Raw genomic sequence first — 21,706 nt, 5'->3', positions numbered from 1 at the left:
CTTTAGATGACATGAATCCTTACATTAATACTCTCTTGCTAAAGAATACTATAGAATTCTTATGCTAGTACAAAAAAAACATAAGGGAATGAAAAATTAGGTTAACCCCTCTTAAAAAGTGGCTTCCAATTACCCGTTTCTTTCCAAAGTATTGGAAGGGAATTATTTGGACAAGTATTTGGAAACACAACCCTGCTCTGACAATCACTATATCCAAGTGGATGTCTTTTCTCAAGTGTTACTCCTATTGTAAAACAAATATTTTTTGCTTTTTGCCGCTCAATTTGTTTAGGAAAAATCAAAGAAGAATTATCAAAACACTTGTCTGATTTATTCAATGGATCTAATAAAATCACTTTTATAGATAATCCAGTCTTTTTTACATATTTATAAATTTTATGTTTTGCTTCTTCAAAACCAGTAATTACTCCTATGATAATATTGATTTCTTTCTCTAAAAGAAGCTCCTTATTATTAATTAAAATTGGATTTAAATTTTCTATTATGCTATTGCCACTGCCAATAAAATCATCTATAAATACTAATGCATTTATATTTTTTAATTCCTTAAGTTTATTTTCTATTTTATCGGGATTTGTGGAATTATCTTTATAAATATTATTAGACTCCACGAATATTTTAGCATATTCAGGACCGCTTTTTACTGGATTTTTATCTAAATAACTAACCAATATATCATCACGTTTTTGTTTTCCTTCAGCGAGATATACAATTTTATTGCTTCTCGCAATCTCCTTTCTAACCTCGTTAAACAACTCTTCCATCTTATCTCTTATTTCTGAAGGTTTGTAAAACTTAACGTTTTCAAGAATATCAAACATTAAACGCTGTGCTTCCAAATCTTCAAATTGTTCGAGCCAACTTCTAATATCTTCATTAGTCAATTTTATACCTTTATAACTTGGCCAACTTTGCGATAGTTTATTAATTTCCTTGGTCGATATTTTCAAATCATCTTCATATTGTCTTCTTAAAATTATGCCCTGTTCTTCTTTAAATGTTGTTATAATTTTATTTAAGCCATTCGAAACAAGCCAATCCTCAAAAAATTTCACCACAAATCTGTATTCATCAGCATTAACTTTAATTATTTTTCTTTGTATAAATTCCTCTAAAGTTTTTTGTGCTTCAAGACTATTTAATCCGTTAGCCATAGATTTATCTATAACTGCCTGTTTTGAAGTTTTAACTTTCTGCTTTAATAACTGACCCAAAGCTAATAGGACTTTCCTCCTATTTATAGATATTTCTTCCTCCTTTGCTTCCTTTTCTTTAATACCATCTTTCCAAAAATGCGAAAAATCTGTTGCTCCAATATTACTGCTGTCTCTCGCAATATAAGTGGCTTGCCTTGCCTCTTCTTCCGTAGCATGACTGTCCCTATTTTCTACCATTAAACGAAACAACTCAATGCAGATTTTTTTTGTAAAATATGGGTTTCCAGAAGTCTGCATATAAATATAGTCTATAGCTTTATCTGATATTTCTAAAACCTTTTGGACAGGGATTTTAATTAAATTTTTAAAATCTTCCCACTCCAATTTTTTATCAAAATAATCAACTCTAATTGGTCGGAATTTATTAAATTCCTGCCACTGACTTAAAATATATTCCATTTTTTCACCTCCAACCAAAACAAAACCGAATTGTTCCCTGTTACTTATTGAGCGTATAGTTAGTACAAACGATTGAGCAATGTCACCTTGGTAGAGTAGATTATTAGTAATTCTATCAAATTCATCTAAAATTATTAAAATCTGATAATTGGAATCTATCTCTGTTACATCATCTAAAAAATCTGTAATAGTATTAAATGACCCTCCAAATTCAGGAATAGTTAGATTCTTATATTTAACATTCGACTTAACAATTTTGGTACATATTTTTCTACCTAAATCATTCATACTTTTTTCCGGGCTTGTTGCATTACTCCAATCTCCTGCTTCAAGATATATTATTAAAGTATCTTCAATATTCATACTTGATTGAAGTGTTTTAACAATTGACGTTTTTCCAACACGTCTTTGACCAAAGATATAGGAGGAATTAACTTTTTTTCCAATTTTTTTTAATACATCAATTATCTTTTTTCTTCCAATAAATTCATTTTCATTAGTTACTGGTTCCAAATCATATGGTTCAGTACCTTCTATCTTTTTCCAATCTATATTTGAGTTTTGGCTACTTAATTCAATTAAAAAATCATTTTTACACTTTTTGCCATCGAAATTTACCCACTCAACAAAACCTTCAACAATTAGGCTATCAGAAGCCTTCGTGCCTATGTAATCAAAATTTATTAATGAATAGGTTTTGACTTGACCGACAAATTGACTTTGTTCTATTAATTCAATATTAGTAACATCTTTAATACAAACTCTAGTGTCGTTAGCAAAACCGGTACTATTATTTTCTAATCTTAACTGTAATTTATGCTGTAGTCCTGGAATTATAGGATATTTTTTTTCGGTTTTTAAGATTTTTAATTCAGCTGGTTTTGAATTTGGATTATTAGCAAAATCATTAATTAATGCATTTTTAATTTTTTGAAATGGCTTGCAGACATAGTCCAAACTATACTTAGTTCCAAACTCTTTAGCGGAATCAATTATTCTATCTAATAATTTAATTGTATTGTTGTAATTTTTGTATTTATTTAATGGTTCCCCTTCCAAATATTCATTCAGCAAATTAAAAAGAACATCCAATGATTTATTAATAATGGTAAAATCAGTATAATCATTCAAAAGCGCTTTATACACTTTATTATTAATTGTTCCAAGAATTACGTTTTTATAACCATTTAATGAAAGTAAATCAAATTCTTTATCTATACTTTCACTAATTTTATTTTCAATATTTGAGATATAATTACCTAGATGACTTTCTTTTAAATAGTTTTCGGTTTTGTCATCTATTTTTAAGTATTTATAAACTTCAGGTGTAGATTCTTCAATTAATTTTAAAACTTTATGTTTTACTATTCCTTCGGTTACGCAACTGGAATTAATAGAGTAAACACGTAATAAAGAATATGCAATAAATCGCTTATGATTTTGGCTTAATTCATTATCAAAAAGCTCATTATAACCAATTTCTTTTTTTTCGGTTTTTTTTACGAAAGCAATTACCAATGATGACAATTTATTTAAAAATTCTTCTGAATTATTAAATAAATTAGCATCTATAATTAACTTATCAATTTCTAAAATATTTACTCCTAACATATAATTTTAATTTAATTAGCTAATAAAAAAAACCTCCCTCAAACAACTCTGCATTAACCGCTCACTATGCTCTTGGCTTTGTTGTACTTCTTGGTCTAAAGCATCACATAAACCCATTAAAGCATTTACTTTCTGGACAACTGTTTTTTGTTCCTCCAAACTAGGCAGTGGAAATAATGATTTTTTAATTTTCTCAATTGTCAGTGCATTATAAGCAGAACCAGAAACCCTTCCTAAAGCAGAGTCATAAAAAACTGTACTATCTAAATATTTCAATAAGTAATCACCTTCAATTTCTCTTACTGCTCTAATCTGAACAAGGTTACCATCTTTATAATAGAATTCTCGATTATCCACTAACCAAGTATTTCCGATAGACCCTCCAATACATGCCATCAATACATCACCTGGAAATGAGACACCAAATTTCACTTTAAAATCCTCATAACGTTCTCTGCTAATAAACAATTCTGTAGTTACTTCTTCGCCCCTACCTAATTGGCCAATTTCTTTAGATCTAAAAAAAGGAACTCCTTCCTGCACGTAATCATGCTTAAATACCCTCTTACTTGATCCAATTAAAAAAATATCACCCATTCTACACCAAACCCACCCTTCAGGTAATTCATAAGGAATTTCATCTTTAGTGACAGGTGGTAACAATTTTTCCTTTTTTATTTTTTTATCCTTGATAAGTAGTGCTTTCTCTTTTTGAATTCGTTTTAATAAAATAGAAGCATCTTCCATTTCGGCTCTGCTCAGTGAACGTTGTTCTCGCCAATCTGCTGTGAGTTTTCCTTGAACGGCTAGTTGTAAAACGGTTTCTCGTAACTTTTTAATGTTAGTAGTTTCATTAAAAAAAAATTTAAAATGGTCTTGTAAAAACCTCCATTCTTGTTTCGAATTATTGGTGGTGAGTTGGTTTAAAGCCGATGTTACAAAGTCTTCTTTTAGAGTAATAAGCTCAATCGTTAATTGCTCTAATTGTTCTACTTCTTTAAATAAAGTATCTACTACTTTGACGATTTCTTTTTGTTCTTCTAGTGGTGGGAGTGCAAAAGCTTGATTCCTAATTTTTACTCTAGATATATTTGGTTGTGCTCCACCTTCTCCTTGATTAATAAAAGTGTCTTTTAAAGCTTTAAGAAGTAAATGAAGATAAGAGCTGCTAATACAAGAAAATGGAGTACAAGCACAAACAGCTTGATTTGTTGTTCCCTCAACATTTAATATAGCTGTCTTACCAATGGTTGCTCCATACATAGCAATTAGTACATCACCTGACTTATTTAATCTTAGAGATGATTTTTGTATTGCTAATTCTGTAATTTTTTCTTTTGATTCATAATCAATTATTCCATTATTTAATTCGCCAGATTTAAACCAATTTATTTCTCCGTCATAAAATAATGAGTTAGAACGTAAAGGTGTTGAACCTGCTCCCCAATCACCAATTTCACCCAATCTCATCATCTCCCATTTGGTTGGTAGGTTATTGATGAATTCTTCTTTTTCAATTTTAGAAAGTGGTTTTTCTTTTCTAATCTTCTTCTCCTTTATTAAAGTATCCTTTTCTGCTTTTAATTGTTCTAAATATTTTGAAGTAGATTGAACTTTAGGGTTTTCAATTCTCCAATTAGCGGTTAATTTACCTTGTACTGCTAACTTTAAAATCAAGTCTTTTAATTCCTGCGCATTTTTGGGTATTACCGTAAGATCTTTAAAATGTTGTAGTAAATGCATATTACTTTAAAGCTTCGGTTAATACGTTTATAATTTGATCTTGTATGGTAGAAATTTTCTCTTCGGTAGTTCTAAACTTTGCTAATAATACTTCAGGACTTGCTAAGGTATCCACTTCTTGATGCGGGTTTTTAATATCCAGATTATAACCTCGTTTTTTAATCTCTTCAATAGATACTTTCCAAGCGTATTTTTTAAAGCGGTCGGCTTCCGACTTTTCCTCACGATTGTTCCACCAGGTCTTTTCTACATCAAACTCTTTTATGCTAATCGGTTTGGTTTTGTTGTAGCTAACTACTCCTTCTGGATACTGATGTTCAAAATACCAAATCTCTTTAGTGGGAGTGCCTTTTTGAAAAAACAATAGGTTGGTTTTAATACCTGTATAGGGGTTAAACACCCCATTGGGTAAACGCACTATGGTATGTAGGTTGCAACGCTCTAACAATTCTGCTTTTAAGCGTGTTTTCATTCCTTCACCAAACAAGGTGCCATCGGGTAATACGATGGCACAACGCCCGTTGTTTTTAAGCAACTTAATAATTAAGGCCAGGAATAAATCGGCCGTTTCTTTGGTCCTAAACTTTTTAGGGAAGTTGGTTTCCGTGCCATCTTCTTCCACACCACCAAAGGGTGGGTTGGTTACAATAATATCCAGTTTGTCTTTTGCTCCCCAATCGGCATAGGGTTTACTTAACAAATTATCCCTACGTACCGCAGGTAAATCAAAACCATGCAACATTAAATTGGTGGTGCACAGTAAATGGGGTAATGGCTTTTTCTCAATACCTCTAATGGAGTTTTGTAGAACATCTCGGTCCTTCGGGGTTTTTACTTGTTCTCGTAAATGGTCTATGGTACAGGTTAAAAAACCACCCGTACCACAGGCAGGATCTAAGATGCTTTCTCCCAATTTTGGATTTATCATATCTACCATAAACTGCGTAACCGCTCTTGGTGTGTAATACTCCCCTGAAGAACCTGCAGATTGTAATTCTTTTAAAATAGTCTCATAGATATCATTAAACAAATGACGCTCTGTGGTGCTATTAAAATCTATCTCATTAATGACATTTATAACTTGGCGGAAGAGGGTTCCGTTTTTCATGTAGTTATAGGTATCATCAAATACTGAACGTATAATCTGAGCTTGTGGACTTACGATTATATCCAATTCTTTAAGTGCCGGAAAGAGTTCGTTGTTTATAAACTCCATTAATTCATCACCAGTTTTTCCCTCATCATCCGCAGCCCAATTTTGCCACTTGAATTTTTCAGGAATCGGACTTTCATAACCGTCTATGGTAATCTCCCATTCTTCTTCTTTATCGGCAAAAATCTTCATAAAAAGCATCCATACCATTTGAGAGATACGTTGTGCATCTCCGTCTACTCCTGTATCCTTACGCATTATATCGCGTATGCCTTTAATGTTGGTTGTTATGTTACTCATTAATTATAATTTGTTTTAACTCTTCTACTGTATAGTATTCGTTTTGCTTATTTTTTCTATGAAGCATTCTATGACAATTTGCACACACTAAGGCTAAATCTTCTAATTTAGAAATTCTTTCTCCTCTATTAATTGGAACTCTGTGATGACATTCAATAAACCCATCACCTATGTATGGATATGTATTGGCAAAATCGAAAGTACAGCATTCACATTTAGGATTGCGAACAGATGCTTTTTTCTGCGCAACTAATTTTCGACTTCTTTCTCTTACCAGATGTAAAGCAAGTTTTAATTTTCCCTCATCACTTTCTGCATCATCCAAATCATCATTTAAAATGTCAGTTAACTCGAAAAAATATTTTTTAGAAATACCTTCTTTAAAATATGGTTTAAAAAGATTCCAAATGATCTTCTGAATAGATTCAAGTTCTGCATTATCATCTATTGAACTAATGCGGTATGTATGACCTTGATTTACAGAAGTTAAATTAAATTCTTCAGGTTTAAACAATTGTTTGGTTTTGGACAAAATTTTGACTTTCCTCCCCCATCGATGCGATGGATTTGTTTTAATACAATCTCTTTCGATATTATCAATTGGAGTGACTAAATGGGTAAAATGAACTTCATTTGTAATGTTTATTTTTTGATAAACAACAATGATATCCCCCACTTCAGGAAGCATTGCGGGCGTTGGACGTTTTTTAAAATTTGAAGACCAATTTAAAATCATCTCTTCACTATCATCATCAAAATATGCCCATTCTTTACCTTTATCACGCTTTACATTTCGTACCCATTTTATATCTTGATGATTAAACATTACGCTATATTATATATTTCATTTTCTAATTCTTTTATTGCTAGTTCAAAGTCTTTCCGTTTACCAAAGGCCCTGACCAATTCTACCGGAGAACCTAAACTACTGAGTGGTTGAACTTTTAAAACTGAACCTTGTTCAATAGATACTATGCCTTCTTGCTCATATTTATCTAATAAGCTATTCAACACCTTTTGAGCAGTTTCGCTGTATTTACCAAAGTAGTTTCGCTTACGAACATTATTAGCACGTTCTTGTCGCGTTAAAGTGGGTTGGTCAAATGCAATGTGGCAGATTAAATCAAAATCATCCAAATCTAATCCTACCTCTTCACGAAGCACTTCTAGTAAAACGCCGTGTTCCGCTAATTCTTTTATAAGTTCTTCTTTCTTATCGGCCTCGCTCCAACGTTGAATAAAATCATCTAGTGATGTAAACTCCTTTTCAATATTCTTTTTAGAATAATCTTTTAAAGACTCTGTTATTAATTTACCATCTTTCCCGTAGTATTGAACCCGCTCATTTACAACAGAAACCGGTATTTGATTTACATAGAATTTCTTTACTTTATCTTCCGTTTCATTAATACCAATATCCGGGGCTGTTGGTCCAAAATCATCCGGCCGGGTTTGTTCTTCGCTATCGATAGAAGGCTGTTCTGCTTCATCAGGTGGCACAATGGATTCATCAGGTTTTGATTCATAGATTTGTACCGGGTCACCATCAAAATCAGGTCGTGCAAAATTGTTGGTCGCTTTTCTAAAATCCATAATAGTAAAATACACCTTACCCTCTGCTTCCCTAATTCGGGTGCCACGTCCAATAATCTGTTTGAACTCGGTTACGGATTGAATATTGGATTCCAAAACAATAAACTTCACCATCTTGGTGTCAATGCCCGTAGTCAACATTTTAGATGTGGTAGCAATTACTGGAAAACGTTCTTCAACATCCGTGAAATTATCCAATTCTTGCTTACCCACTTCATCATCACCCGTAATCTTTACACAGTAATTCCAATGTTTCGCCACTAAATCTGCGTTCTCATTTATAAGTGCCTGGCGCATTCTGTTGGCATGATCGATATCCGTACAGAAAACAATGGTTTTTGCAAATCTGTCCGTAGCTCTTAAATATTCGGTGATTTTTTTTGCAACTACTTCGGTGCGTTCATCAATAGCTAATGTTCTATCATAGTCCTTTAGATTGTAAATTCGGTCTTTAATTTCATGGCCATATTTATCTAATAAGCCTACAGTTGGCCTCCACCCATCATCAACACTTGTCGTAATTCTAACCACTTTATAGGGAGCCAAAAAACCATCATCGATTCCCTGCTTTAAAGAATAGGTATACACGGGTTTACCAAAATAATCCATATTGGAAACATCCTTGGTTTCCTTAGGTGTGGCCGTAAGCCCAATTTGTGTTGCAGAGTCAAAGTAAGTTAATACTTCCCTCCATGCCGAGGCTTCGGCAGCACTACCCCTGTGACACTCATCAATGACAACCAAATCAAAAAAGTCTTTACTAAATTCCTTGTAGGCGTTTTTCTCTTCATCTGTACTTGTCAGACCTTGGTAAAGAGCGAAATATATTTGATACGATTTATCAATTTTCCGATTTTTTATGATATGCATAATATCATTGCCAAAAGGCGAAAAATCACCGTTTTTTGTCTGGGTTAAAAGAGCGTTCCGATCCGCCAGGAATAATATCCTTTTCTTCACCCCCGATTTCCATAAACGATAAATAATGTTGAATGCGGTATACGTTTTACCCGTTCCCGTAGCCATTACCAAAATAATCTTATTCTGTCCTTTTGCTATGGCTTCAATGGTGCGATTAACCGCGTTCTGTTGGTAATATCGTGGAGACATACCACTAGTATCTATATAATAGTCCTTTTCTACTATTTCCCTAGAATCACTTTTGTCAAGGTTAGTATATTTTAAGTATTTATTCCAGAGTTCCTGTGGGGTGGGGAAATGCTCTAAAGACAATTCTTTTTCTATTTCTCCAACCTCCAAAGTCTTATCATGAAAAACAAAGGAATCTCCATTGGAGGTAAAAACAAATGGAATTTGAAGTATTTCTGAATATTCCAAAGCCTGTTGCATACCTGAACCCACAGGTTTTTTATTGTCCTTAGCTTCGATTATGGCAATGGGAATATTTGGCTTGTAGTAGAGTAAATAATCAGCCCTTTTACTTTTACCTCTTGTATATAATTTGCCTTGAACTATAATTCGTCCGTCAGTAAAAGAAACCTCTTCACGGACCTGTTTTTTCATGTTCCACCCTGAACTCTCTATTGCAGGATTTATAAATTTGGAGCAAATATCTCTTTCGGATAGGTCTTTTTTATTCATTTAAAATATTCCTTCGTAGTACACAATTATATGCTTAATTATCTAAAATAGATTTGCTTTATAGTTGACAAACTAAATGATTTGCTGTGTTGAGGGAAAATTCCAACAAATACCTATGCCGTTAAATATACGATTTGTTATTTGTGATTTCAAAGATGAAAGTTATAAGAATTGTAAATCCTTTAAAATGAAAATAATAGAACTATACGAATTAGCTTGGAGAACACCTATGAAGCATATTTGTCAAGAATATGGAATCTCCTATCAAGATTTTAAGAAACTATGTAGAGAGAATCAGATACCTTTACCCGCAAATGGGTATTGGTCAAAACTAAAGTTTGGTAAACCAGTAAAAAAATGTCCTACCCACGGAGTTTGACACAAATAAAGAAATTGACTTGGAACCCTTAAAAAGAGGAAAAAATGGTCTTGAAACTAAAACACTTATTATAAGGCCAAAAAAAATGCACCCGTTAGTTATAAAGACAAAGGAACAACTGAATCTGAGTGAGTCTTACAGAAATTCTATATTTAGAATGGACTGGAATAGACAAAAAGATATATTACCCATACATACCAATAAAAAGTTACAGAAACGAACATTGAGCTTCATGAACCTTTTTATGACAAATTTAGAAGAGCGAGGTATGAAAATCAATTTTGATTATGGTAGGTGCCATGTTGGGCTATACCAACAAACCATAGAAATAAATCTTCGACAGAAATACCATAGAGTAAGAACCACAGATGATACCGGTTGGAATAGTCTAGGGTTACATAGGGTTGGTTAAGGGTTCTCCTAATATTTTATTAGGTTGGCTGACATACACTTTGTTAAAAGTTCAGGGTTCGTTTATGGGTTGTAGGTAACTCGAAAAGGTTGGTTAAGGATTGCTATAGGGTTAACCACTACCCTTTATTTTTCAAACTAAAGATCGTAATAGAGTTTAACCTAAAAATAGAAGGGTTGAATCCGCTCTACAAGCTAGAATAATCTAGGGTTGCATAGGGTTGCTTAAGGGTTCCCCTAATATTTTATTAGGGTTGGCTGACATACCATTTATTAAAAGCCTAAGGTTAGTTTATAGGTTGTAGATAACCCGAAAGGGGATTGGTTAAGGGTTGCCATAGGGTTAACCACTACCCTTTATTTTTATCCTAAGATGTTTAGAAAGATTACTTAAAAAATAGAAGGGTTTGATCAGCTCTTTTAAAAAGTATAGACGAGGGTTGCATAGGGTTAGTTAAGGATTCTTATAATATTTTATTAGGGTTGGCTGATATACCCTTTATTAAAGGTTTGAGGATTAGCGCATGGGTCTTAGAATAACCTGATTGAGTACGTTAAGGATTGCCATAGGATTAACCATCACCCTTTATTTTTATATTGAAGTTGTATATAGGGTTAAAAAGAGTGGTTAATAGGTTAGGCCTAGTTTAAGGGGTGAACTCCTATTATCTCATTTAAATTAACATAGGCAGAGAAGGTCAAACCTGTTATTAAAATCAATCTTATTATCAAAGAATTTAAATGCTTAGAAAATGAAATTAAAACAGTAATTTTCTCATTATGAACGTGGTATAAATACTTCATAAAAGCAAGTAGGAATCAAACCTTTGATAAAATAATGTCATTGTTTCCGCTAATTTTAGTTCTTCCATTTTAAATATTGAGGTTAGGTCTATTTAAAATTTGATTTTTAGAGACTGAATCAATATTTGATACCGAGCATTATTAACTTTGGTAATAAAAGTGAGTCGTTGGTTATAATTATAGTCCTCCTTCTTCTGAAATTGATGTATCATCTTTTTTAGCCTCGTCTGCATCGAACTTTAAAGAAAACCCCCCAACAAACCTGATTGAAAATAAAAACTGGGTATCCGTTAATCCTTCTATATCAGATTTTCTTGACCCACCTAAAGAAGGCATAGTGAATTCTGCTATTATATTATTTAATCTAAATCCAAAATTGGGTTCAATTCCAGAGAATTCAAAATCGGTTGTGCCAAGGAATGAATTCCTTAAATCATCGTTAGTCTCGGAAGATAAATCACCAACAATACCCCTATGGGTCAAATTGAATCCTAAAAATACACTATATTTTCTTTTGCCATCCCTGTCCCTAATCTTATCATCTGGCAAGAATTCATGAAAAACTCCATATCTAAAAGCAAGTACTCCTAAATTTTTATTTGTATTATTGTCAAATTGCCAAAGCGCATTTGAAGAGATTAGACGAAGATTTACACCACTAATAAATTTGGCAATTTTATTGAATAACATCTTACCGTCTGGGTTAAAGTAGACATTGCTATTAACATAAATTGATTGTTTTGTACTGATGGGATTTATTATATAGGCGCCGAAAAGTCTCTGATTAGTTACTTGACTTTCATCATTTAGAGTAGCCTTTAATGTATCTACAGTTGATGCCACATTGATAAAGGCTTCAATATCATAACTTCTGAAAAGAGGTTTCTTCAACCCAAAAAAACGCTCATATATAACACCTAAACCTGCACTTCCTTGCACTTCATCCGCATCAGCAATAGATGCTTGTAAATTACCTGTACCTACAAAATCTAGATGTATTTTCTCTTCAGGAGAAGTACTTTCTTGAAGTAAATTAAATTCCTTTTGAGTTCGTTCTAATTTAGATTTAAGTATCGCAATACTATCTTTTTCTTCCTGTCCGAAGCTGGATTTCGTTAAAAATAATAGTAAAGTAATAAAACAGTAAAATTTAATTTGTTTCATTTTATTTTGGTTTGATTATTAATCGACTATAACAAAAGGCAAAAATTCAATGCCATATGCTTTAATAAAAAATAAAATGGGGGAGGTAAAATATAGGTAATCAATTAGTTGTAAGAGATAAATATAAAAATTGATTTTTAAAATCCAATATAGAAAAACCTTAATTTTTCTGAGGTTTTACTTTCATTTTGCATATTCTGCTTATTAAACCTTCGATTCTCAAAAAAATAATAAACAACGTAACAATTAATGAAATTTAATATATCATACGTTTTTTCAAAATTTTAAAAAATAGCTAACATCTAAAATTAAGCTTGAAAAAATTGCACCTTTAAATAAAATCTGCTTATCATCGACAGTCTTCATTTAGACTTGATAATTATGAAAATGAATAATCCTAATAGTCAAAATCCTTATTGAAAAACAAAGAAGTGGTCGGCCAACTTTCTTGAAGAATCAATGTTAAAATCTTTAGATTTTAGTTGGTTGAATTGATAGTGAAGATGTTTATAAACTGAAAAGGTTATATAGGATTGCTATAGGGTTATAGTGAAGTTAGAGATGATATGTAACGAGGGTTAAATTAGGGATAAACTAAGTTAAAGAGGGTTTAGTTGAGATTATTCAAGGATTAAAAAGGTTTAAATATATGATTATTGGATTATAAGAGCGTAGTCGATGGTTCCTTACGGCAATACTAAGTTTTCCATTAAGGCCTACGATAATAATGGACAAAAACCTTTAACTAACAAAAAATTGAAATTGGTTAGCTATAGTTATATTTAACTACCCAATTAATATTTATTTGATATTTCTGAGGGTATAAAACAACCATTTGCTACCCGAAAACCTATACAGTTAACTACAATTGCCCACCCGAAGCCAAAAATTTTCGACTGAATAATAACACATTAAAGGGTTAGTAGTCACCCTCTTTAACCCTAAAAGCCTACCTGTTAGGCAACCATTGGCCTACCCACTATCAAACCTAGCTACTACCATTGTGTACCTTGAATCCACATAAGAAAATGAAAATCAATCAATTACCATTTAATCGATAACTAAAGACAGTGTTATGACAATGGTAGGTTAAGGGTTAAGGCCGTAACCCTTGCCTACCCGTTTGCTTACCCTTTCTAAGACATATAAAATTTAAAGAGATTTAATGAACAACGGAATCACGTAAACAAAACAATTCTAATATCATTGTCTTTGCTTCAACTATGACCACAACTATTTGTTAAAAAAAGTACTAATCAAATAAAATAGCTAAATTCTTTAATGAATGTACCGTCACTACAAATTTTCAGCTTCAAAATGTAAAATGGTTTCAACCATGTATGGTTTCTTCTTTACCATAGTTTTTAATTACTTCGGCCTCAAATTCCACCAATTCTTGCCATCGCTTATCTACACCTATATGCTGACCATACTTACGAGCAAAGCCAATAAAATTGTATATTGTCCAGCTTCGCTAATCATCAAATCATATTAAAATTTAGATAGTTCTGGGTCTTTTATTTCTTTTGAAAGTAGTTTAAAACGTTCGCAGCTTCTCGCTTCGATAATAGTGAAAATAAGAGTCTGTCCACCATCGATTGTAGCCGGTTGCCACCTTTGTTCATGAATTTATAGAGCTCGTTAACGTAGCTATCTCTACGCTCTCTACCTAAGGTGTAACCACGCTTTTTAATAATATCATGAACCATTTGAAAGTGTACCAATTCTTCTTGTGCCAAAACAAGCAAATCGGTAACTAATTCTTGGTATTCAGAATTTAGTGTAATTATGGTAGAGTTACGACCATCGAAAACCTTTGTCTTTTATTTACATGATAAGGATTCATTATATCTATATAAACCCTAGAAAGTAAAGTAATATCGTCTATAAAAAGTATAACGAATATATTTTAACATTAACAGAAAACAATTATCATGATAATATTTAGCTATAGATTAGAGAAATTACGGTCTAATAGTTAATTTCATATATGGTTTTTAATTAATTGCTAATTTCCGTGATACTTTCCATCACTTTTTGTACCCAAAATTACGTTAGCCCCTATATGATAAGGAAATATAATTCCTGTATCGGGAAATAGATTATCAGGTCGAAAATAGCCTAAATCTTAATTTTCTTTTCTAATCTATGACTTTTTATTGATAATCATTTATGATTTGTAAGCTACCCCATCGTTGACGCCTCATAATAGAAGTCGTAACTTTAAAAGTTTAAAAAAGCATGATTATGGAATAAAATAACATCGTTTTCTCTTTAATGATTAGTCTATTTTACAATAGTATCTTAAAAGCCTAGCCATGTTGCTTCTATAATAATGGCATCTCTTACCTGCCTATAATTTCCTTTGAAAACTTTGGGATAGCTATAAGCTATCTTTCGAATCATTCCCATTCTGTTGGTAATACCTTCCATTTCTACTTCCACAAATGGTGCGGTTATTTCCTTAGTTACTTTTTTAAGCTTAGTCTTTAATTGATTTCCTGTCTCTTTTTCGCTTCGTATTACGACTAAATCAATATCCTCGGAAAAGCGTTCGATGAACTTGTAACACTGTGATAAGGCCGCGCCGCCTTTAAATAGCACTTCATTTTTAATAGCACCATCAAAAATGAGCTTTAGGGCATAGCATACCCAACAGTCCTTTTAGATATAGATATCTAAAATTCCCATACATTCTGTAGTTGCCTGAACCGCTTGTCTAAAAAGTTGTTCGTTCTCTTGCAGCTTCATTTTATATTCCAGTATTTAGAATTTGACAGCACGTTTTCAGAAATATCAAAATTATAAACCGTTATCGGGTTTAAACTATCTTTAAGGTCTCTTATTTCAGTCTCTATTTTGCAATCGATTTCCCTTAGTAATACTCCTAATAAAGCTCTGGTTGCGGAAGAATATTTAAAAGCTAATTTTATTAGCTTTATCTGTTCGCTAGTCTTCAATTCGCGCAATAATGCCATCAATCGAATACAAATTTTTCCAACTGTGGTATCCGGTATTTTCTTGATATAACGTATGGCATCCAACAACCGCAATAGGGAAAGAGATTCCAATATTATTTATGTTTTCGGTCTATATCCTATACCATTTAAAGAAATCGGCATAATGCTTTCAATTATTCAATTCTCTTTTAATCATGATTAGGTTTTTCAATTTTTGAAATTTAAAACTCATCGAACTTCAGATTTAAAATTATATTCTCCACTCTCTATTTTATAAACCTCATAATCATTTTCCCTCTCTAAGAAAACAACCTTGGAATCTCCTAAGGGAACTTTACCTCCTTCCAAAACCACAGAATTTTCATAAACTGGTATATATACAGTGGCAGTACTACCAACCGGCACTGTGATACTAATATCTAAATCTCCGTTATCTTTTTTCCAATGTATTCCTGCTTGCCCATAAGGTGTGTTATTTTTATAGGCAACATTCGTCAATTCATCTATTGGTTGGGGTTTAAATATAATATGCTTAAAGGCCGGAAGGTCTGGGTCCGATTTCATTCCTGCTAAATTACGGTACATCCAAACCAATCCGCCACCGAACATTGGATGATTATGTGAACCACTATTATCCCATGATTCTCGAGTAGTCGTTGAACCTAAGGACAACCAATATCCAAAACTTGGCTCATCAGTTTTATTTATTGCATTATATGCCAAGTTATTAAGTCCATTTTCGGCTAAAACCTCAAAGAAATAACGAGTTCCGTAGATACCCGTATCCAAATGACCTTTATTATTCTCGACATTTTTAATTAGAGCATTTTTAACTTTCTCATACTGTTCTTGGGTAACCCCCATTTTAAGTGCTAATATATTTCCACCACCATCACCATAGCTTCCTTTTTGAGCGTTGTAAAATGCCTTGTGGAAAGTATTTCGTGTAGATTCAGCTAAATTTTTATATTTAAAATACTCCTCATTTTTTTTTAAAACTTTTGCGGTTTTCGTTGCAATATCTAAACATTTCCAAAAGTAGAATGTATGCACCAAATCTTCTCTTAACAATTCACCTGGTGACTCCCACTCTCCTAGATTGAACCATTTTACTACTTCTCCATTAGATCCTCTCCTTTGTGAATGCATTAATCCACGGTCGTTAACCCATGTTTTCATATACTCTATATATTTCTTCATAGGCTCGTAACTCATTTCGAGCAATTCCGTATCTCCATAATTCACATAAAACTCCCATGGCATAATGGAAACTGCGGCACCCCATGCGACGCCGCCACCGCAACCTGGTTGCCAAGGTGCCGCATTGGGAACATAACCAGTGTCTATATTTTGTGCATCAAGAATATCTTGAATCCATTTATAGTAGAAGTTTTTAGCATCATAACTCTGCATTACCATTGAACAGGCTACTTGTCCATCTCCCGTATATGCTGAACGTTCACGATGTGGGCAATCACTAACTATTCCACCATGCATATTATCAACTAGGCTTCTCTTCCAAATTTTTGTGATATCGTTCAATAGTTGATTTGAAGTTTCAAAAGTTGCCGATTCTTCAATAAATGTATTCACTGCTTCAGCTGTTAAATGTGAAGCCTTTAGCTCTCCTGGCCAATTATTTATTTCTACACCACTAAATACAAACCAATTGAAGCGAGGAGCATATGTTTCTTTGCCTTCACCTTTCAATATATAGCTATTCTCTCCTGAATATAGATTACCATTGAACGTAATATCAATTTTATGACCGGCCGGTCCTGTCACATCATTTAATTTCACCCATCCAGATATTTCTACGCCAAAATCTACTTTATATCTACCTTCAGAAATCTTGATAATTGAAATTGGTTGAATACGCTCCATTACTTTATCCGTATTGGCAGCATGTGCGACCAAAGTCCCTTCAGGGGCTTTTCTTGTAATAGCATTACTCCAAGCCAAATCATTTAATTTAGGGCTTGCCCAATCTTTGATTTCTTTTCTGGCATCATATGTTTCCCCATAGTATACCATATTCATTAAGATAGGCCCTTGAGAAACTTTCCATGACTCATCGCTTACGATTACCTCTTCGGAACCATCGGTATAGGTAAGATGTATTTGCCCTATAAATCTTGGACTTCCATAACCTTCGGTCCAGAATTTTGCTGGATTATAAAAACCATTTCCTAAAATACTTCCCACAACATTTTCACCCCTATTTAGGTATTTCGTAATATCATAAGCCAAATACATCACTTTGTACTTACTAAAATTATCTTCAACATTGATCAATGAATTAGACAAATTGGGTCGCTTTCCATAGTTGGTTTGATTGGGAACCAAGACATCGTCGCTTACTTTTATTCCGTTCGCATAAAATTCAAAATATCCTAAACCCGTAACATAGGCCACAGCTTTAGATAGTTCCTTTTTAAGTTGAAAACTCTTTCTTAAAAAAGGGGCCGGTGGACCAAAATCTTTAGGAATGGCATTAGGCCCTCCACTAGGTTTTGGAAAGGCTTCTTCTGATTGCCATGGAGCTCCTATCCATTTGGCTTGCCAATCACTTTTATTCAATAAACCCATTCGCCACGTACTGATATCACTCCATTTAGAAAAGTCTCCATTTTTATCCCAAACTCTTACCTGCCACCAACATTCTTGTCGAGAATTAAGCTTTTTTCCTGCATATCTAATACCTATTGATTTACTTGACCTTATTTTTCCACTGTCCCATAAATCAGGAGCGTCTAATTTTTGCTGTGAACTTGCCACACGAATCTGATAAGCAGATTGTGCTTGGCCCCTTTCATGTTTGGGGTCTATAGAAATCCAAGCCAATTGGGGATTCTTGATATCGATTACAGCTGGGTTCTTTAAATACTCACAGGTTAGTTGGGTGGGCAACAATTCAGATGAGATTTTTTCAGTGCTTTGACAAGTTAAAACCAATAAAATCAATAGATTACGAAACATATTTATAAGATAATTAGATTTCCTTTTCGAGATATTGTTATTTCTGATGAACGGAATTCATTCAACAATTATTACTTATTATAAAAACTCTCATTTAAAATTCAATAATGAAAAGTTATGTACTTCACCTTAGTATTCTTATGAAATGGATACTTTATATTTTTAAAACTCCAACAGATAGTACATCGTTTTATACCGATTACCATTAATTCTAATTTTATTTTTTTTTAAAAGAATCTTCTCCCCAGTCAGTCTTCCCATATGGTCAAGCGGTTGAAGGCTTGCTATTGTATTTCTTGGAGAAGAAAGTTCAAAATTCACAGGTTCAAGTTCAATGGGTGCTGTTCCTTTTTTTACAAGATAAGTTCCGTCTTGGATATACGCCATTCCTTTATTCCTAGCACGAGCTATTGCTGTAATCAAAATTTTACGGGATTGATCCATTCCATTGAACTTATCTAAACTTGTAAGGTATATGACCACAAAATCATTTTCTGTACTTAATTTCCATCCTTCTAAATCAAATTCCTTACCCTTGGTGAAGCCAATAATTCCTTTTGTCCCCTTTGTATTGATGGTTATATATCCTTTGCCTGAGTAATCCCATTTAAGCTCATCTGTTATAGAGGTAATAGCCTTATTGCCATAAACTTGTAATTGCTCTACTGAAAGGTCTTTTGTTTCTTCATATTCCTCAGTGAATACAATTGGAATCTTACCAAATGCCAAAGCCTCTGGTGGAACGGAGCCTGAAAAGTATTTATCATCATAACGTTGTTCAATTTGCTCGCTGAATCCTAATTTACCGCTCATTAAGGAAGGTATGTGAACATTTCGTTCCGTAACACTAGGTGCCTCGGTAATATCTCCTCTATAAATCATTGAGGACAAAGCTGGGTAAAGTGCCATTTGTAATGGACTTGTTACATTGTACACTCCATGTTTTGATTGAAGTGTATTTGTATAGTGGGCTTCATCGACGGCAAATGCGAATGAAGCATCCCAACCTTGTAAGCCCATTCCATAGGTCGCAATGATGGGAGAAGATTCGGCGGTATATTCATTAGGTATTAAGCTCATCCATTCAGAAATAGCAAAGGGTCTATTTTCAACTTGTTGCATTCCTGTACTAAGAAGCCCTGATCCAGGAAGAGAGACCATCGTTTTGCTCTTGACCTTTCCTGTATCCAAAACATGTCCGCCTTTTCCACCACCAAAGTAATTGTGTCTATCAACCATCCCCACAGAATAATCTGCATGTAAATTATATAAATGGGAAATTCCCGAGCCTGCCTGCCAGTTACTTCCTACTATAATTCCTTTATACCCAGTCTCTCTAATGGCCTTCTCAAAACGCTTATAAAATTTTAATTGTGTATCGTATAAAAACCGCATTTTATCCAATACATCATTAGGTATTTCACTATCATCTTTTAATGCTCTATTATATTCAAAACCGAAAACTCCGTGATTGGGGGTTGGGTAAACATTCATCTTAGAAATAGATTCACCTTCTGGTAAATTGGAGCCCCAAGCAATTTTCAAATATTCATCAGTATCATATTTATCTTTCAACCATTCACTGAACTGCTTGCATAATAAGGCTCTATAAGTAGGGGCTTGTTTTAAGGCTGCTTCCATTGCTGCCCAAAAAATATTGTCCTCATTTTGAAACTCTATAAAGCTCAATGCCGGATCATCTGCATAACGCAAACCTGAGTAGGGACTCACCCTATTTAACATATTTACTGTTAATTCAATATTCAAATCCTGTAGGTCATTCGCGAAATTCACCAATGAAGAAGAACTTCCATTCAGGTGCTTCCAAGGATAGCTTAGATTAGCTATTTCTCTATATGAAAGCAATCTGGAACTATCTTTAGGTTTGACCTTGTGGCCATAAATATGTGACCATCCATAGTAAATTCCTCTTTCCTTAAGCTTATATTGAAAATAATCCATTTTCAAAAACTTTAAAGAGTCAGGAACCGTAGAATACTTAGAATCAGTCGCTTCCCAAGTAAATTTGTGAAAACGAACTCCGTTGACGCCCATAAAGGCTAACATATTCACGTATTTATCAGCTTTATCATTAGCAACAAAAGGTTGATCGCTGCATATATTTACGCCCCAAAACTTAATTGGTTCTCCGTCTTCAAAAACCAAATTGTTCCCCTTCATCTCAAGAAAACCATGATTGCCAGCGGGAGCATCCAACCATTTTTCCATAGCTATTACAGAGGGTGTTTTAAAGTCATTATCGGGAGAAAACATATACCACTCAGTTATTATTTCTTTGTTAAGGCAAGCAACAAAAAAACTCATAGCTGGGATAAGACATAAGGTAAATAGGAAGCATTTCACTCTAACATTTCTCATACCTCAATTAAAGATTGGACCCATTTCAATTTTCTGCCTTCAATGTCTGATAACTATTAAACCGTTCTCCATTCAACACCCTTTTAATAAAATCAGAAACTGGTCGTTGGTCTTGGTAAAAGTAGGCCCCTGCATAGGAATGACCTCCACCTTCAAAGGTTATGAGTTGGCTTGTTTGATTTAAGCTTTGGAGATGTTCAGCAACTGTATGAGATCCAAATAGCATTAACCAGCCATTTGAATTAGGCGCACAGTAATGATGTGAAGCAGTTTTGTAAGGTACTAGTGGGTCGGCATCACCATGAAATCCCATGAACGGAATTGCACTGGAACGTGTTATTAGGTTAAGGTCCATTAGAGCTCCAGCTCCTGAAATTACACCAGCGTATTTAAAATCTGATACTAGTTTGGATTCATATAATTGCATTTGTTCCCGTTTCCAATAGGCAGCGTGTAAAACGGTTTCAGCACCTGCACTACTACCTGCAATAAAAATTTTTGTTGAATCAATATTCAGTTTTCCACTTTTTTCGATCAGAAATTCCGTGGCCTTCCATAACTGACTGGCAGCTATTTGAATAGCCTTAACTTTCTCAGATAAAGCTTGCTTACAATCAAACCCCTTATTTTTCATATAAAGGGAATAACTTATACTTGCGCACGCTATATTATTTTCGCTGAGATGTTTAGCTAAATTATGTCCATTTTCACGCCTCCCATTTGAAAAACCGCCTCCATGAACATAAATCACTAGAGCTGAATTTAAGGAATCCCTGTCTTTAGGTAAGAAGAGGTCTAGATCCAAACTAATGGAATCATTTTTAAAATAAGTAAATGTCTCAAAATCTTGGGCTTTACTGCTTACTATAGATAATAAATGGAATAGTACTACTACGGTATTTTTTTTCATTGTATTCATGATTTCTCTTTTACTCGTTGCATTTTTTAAGAAAACTTCGTGCATTATTCGATTGAGAAGGATTGTAGTTTA

At 33.5% G+C, this 21,706-nt stretch carries 12 protein-coding genes and 1 pseudogene; 1 reads left to right on the top strand and 12 read right to left on the bottom strand.

Going from position 1 to position 21,706, the window contains the following annotated elements; genetic code table 11:
* Window positions 1-101: 101 nt before the first annotated feature.
* The 5 genes from ACNR9Q_RS10235 to hsdR are packed head-to-tail and all read right to left on the bottom strand — an operon-like array spanning window position 102 to window position 9,639.
* Window positions 102-3,248 (bottom strand): phosphoribosyltransferase-like protein, encoded by a 3,147-nt coding sequence (locus tag ACNR9Q_RS10235; RefSeq protein ID WP_419211119.1) that lies wholly within the window; start codon window positions 3,246-3,248, stop codon window positions 102-104.
* Window positions 3,249-3,263: 15 nt separating this feature from the next.
* Window positions 3,264-4,991, bottom strand: a complete 1,728-nt coding sequence (locus ACNR9Q_RS10230; protein WP_419211118.1) for a restriction endonuclease subunit S — start codon at window positions 4,989-4,991, stop codon at window positions 3,264-3,266.
* A gap of 1 nt (window position 4,992) precedes the next feature.
* Window positions 4,993-6,444, bottom strand: coding sequence for an N-6 DNA methylase (locus tag ACNR9Q_RS10225; RefSeq protein WP_419211117.1), 1,452 nt, complete (start codon window positions 6,442-6,444; stop codon window positions 4,993-4,995).
* Window positions 6,437-7,270, bottom strand: a complete 834-nt coding sequence (locus ACNR9Q_RS10220; protein ID WP_419211116.1) for an HNH endonuclease — start codon at window positions 7,268-7,270, stop codon at window positions 6,437-6,439. Before ACNR9Q_RS10220 ends, ACNR9Q_RS10225 begins: the two co-directional genes overlap by 8 nt.
* Complete coding sequence (gene hsdR / locus ACNR9Q_RS10215) at window positions 7,270-9,639, bottom strand: EcoAI/FtnUII family type I restriction enzme subunit R (protein ID WP_419211115.1); 2,370 nt, start codon at window positions 9,637-9,639, stop codon at window positions 7,270-7,272. Before hsdR ends, ACNR9Q_RS10220 begins: the two co-directional genes overlap by 1 nt.
* A gap of 464 nt (window positions 9,640-10,103) precedes the next feature.
* Here hsdR and ACNR9Q_RS10210 point away from each other — a divergent pair, with 464 nt between their 5' ends.
* Entirely contained in the window at window positions 10,104-10,430 is a 327-nt protein-coding gene (locus ACNR9Q_RS10210; RefSeq protein WP_419211114.1) for a hypothetical protein, read from the top strand.
* 980 nt (window positions 10,431-11,410) lie between these two features.
* Here the strand turns inward: ACNR9Q_RS10210 and ACNR9Q_RS10205 are convergent.
* The 7 genes and pseudogenes from ACNR9Q_RS10205 to ACNR9Q_RS10175 all read right to left on the bottom strand — a co-directional run bounded on the left by ACNR9Q_RS10205 (window position 11,411) and on the right by ACNR9Q_RS10175 (window position 21,634).
* A complete protein-coding gene (locus tag ACNR9Q_RS10205) occupies window positions 11,411-12,397 on the bottom strand; it encodes a hypothetical protein (RefSeq protein ID WP_419211113.1) in 987 nt (328 codons plus the stop codon).
* 1,330 nt (window positions 12,398-13,727) lie between these two features.
* Window positions 13,728-14,190, bottom strand: a pseudogene (gene miaE, locus ACNR9Q_RS10200) (tRNA isopentenyl-2-thiomethyl-A-37 hydroxylase MiaE); the annotation flags it as partial.
* Between the two features lie 511 nt (window positions 14,191-14,701).
* On the bottom strand, window positions 14,702-15,013 hold the full coding sequence (locus ACNR9Q_RS10195) for a nucleotidyl transferase AbiEii/AbiGii toxin family protein (RefSeq protein WP_419214269.1): 312 nt from the start codon (window positions 15,011-15,013) through the stop codon (window positions 14,702-14,704).
* Between the two features lie 131 nt (window positions 15,014-15,144).
* Complete coding sequence (locus ACNR9Q_RS10190) at window positions 15,145-15,468, bottom strand: hypothetical protein (protein WP_419211112.1); 324 nt, start codon at window positions 15,466-15,468, stop codon at window positions 15,145-15,147.
* A 117-nt stretch (window positions 15,469-15,585) separates the two neighbouring features.
* Window positions 15,586-18,336, bottom strand: a complete 2,751-nt coding sequence (locus ACNR9Q_RS10185) for a family 78 glycoside hydrolase catalytic domain (protein WP_419211111.1) — start codon at window positions 18,334-18,336, stop codon at window positions 15,586-15,588.
* Between the two features lie 162 nt (window positions 18,337-18,498).
* On the bottom strand, window positions 18,499-20,610 hold the full coding sequence (locus ACNR9Q_RS10180) for a beta-galactosidase (protein ID WP_419211110.1): 2,112 nt from the start codon (window positions 20,608-20,610) through the stop codon (window positions 18,499-18,501).
* Between the two features lie 130 nt (window positions 20,611-20,740).
* Complete coding sequence (locus ACNR9Q_RS10175; RefSeq protein WP_419211109.1) at window positions 20,741-21,634, bottom strand: alpha/beta hydrolase; 894 nt, start codon at window positions 21,632-21,634, stop codon at window positions 20,741-20,743.
* Between the last annotated feature and the right edge of the window lie 72 nt (window positions 21,635-21,706).

Origin of the sequence: Maribacter sp. X9, assembly GCF_048537565.1 — a bacterium.
GTDB lineage: Bacteria > Bacteroidota > Bacteroidia > Flavobacteriales > Flavobacteriaceae > Maribacter.
This window is presented reverse-complemented; position numbering and strand designations above follow the sequence as displayed.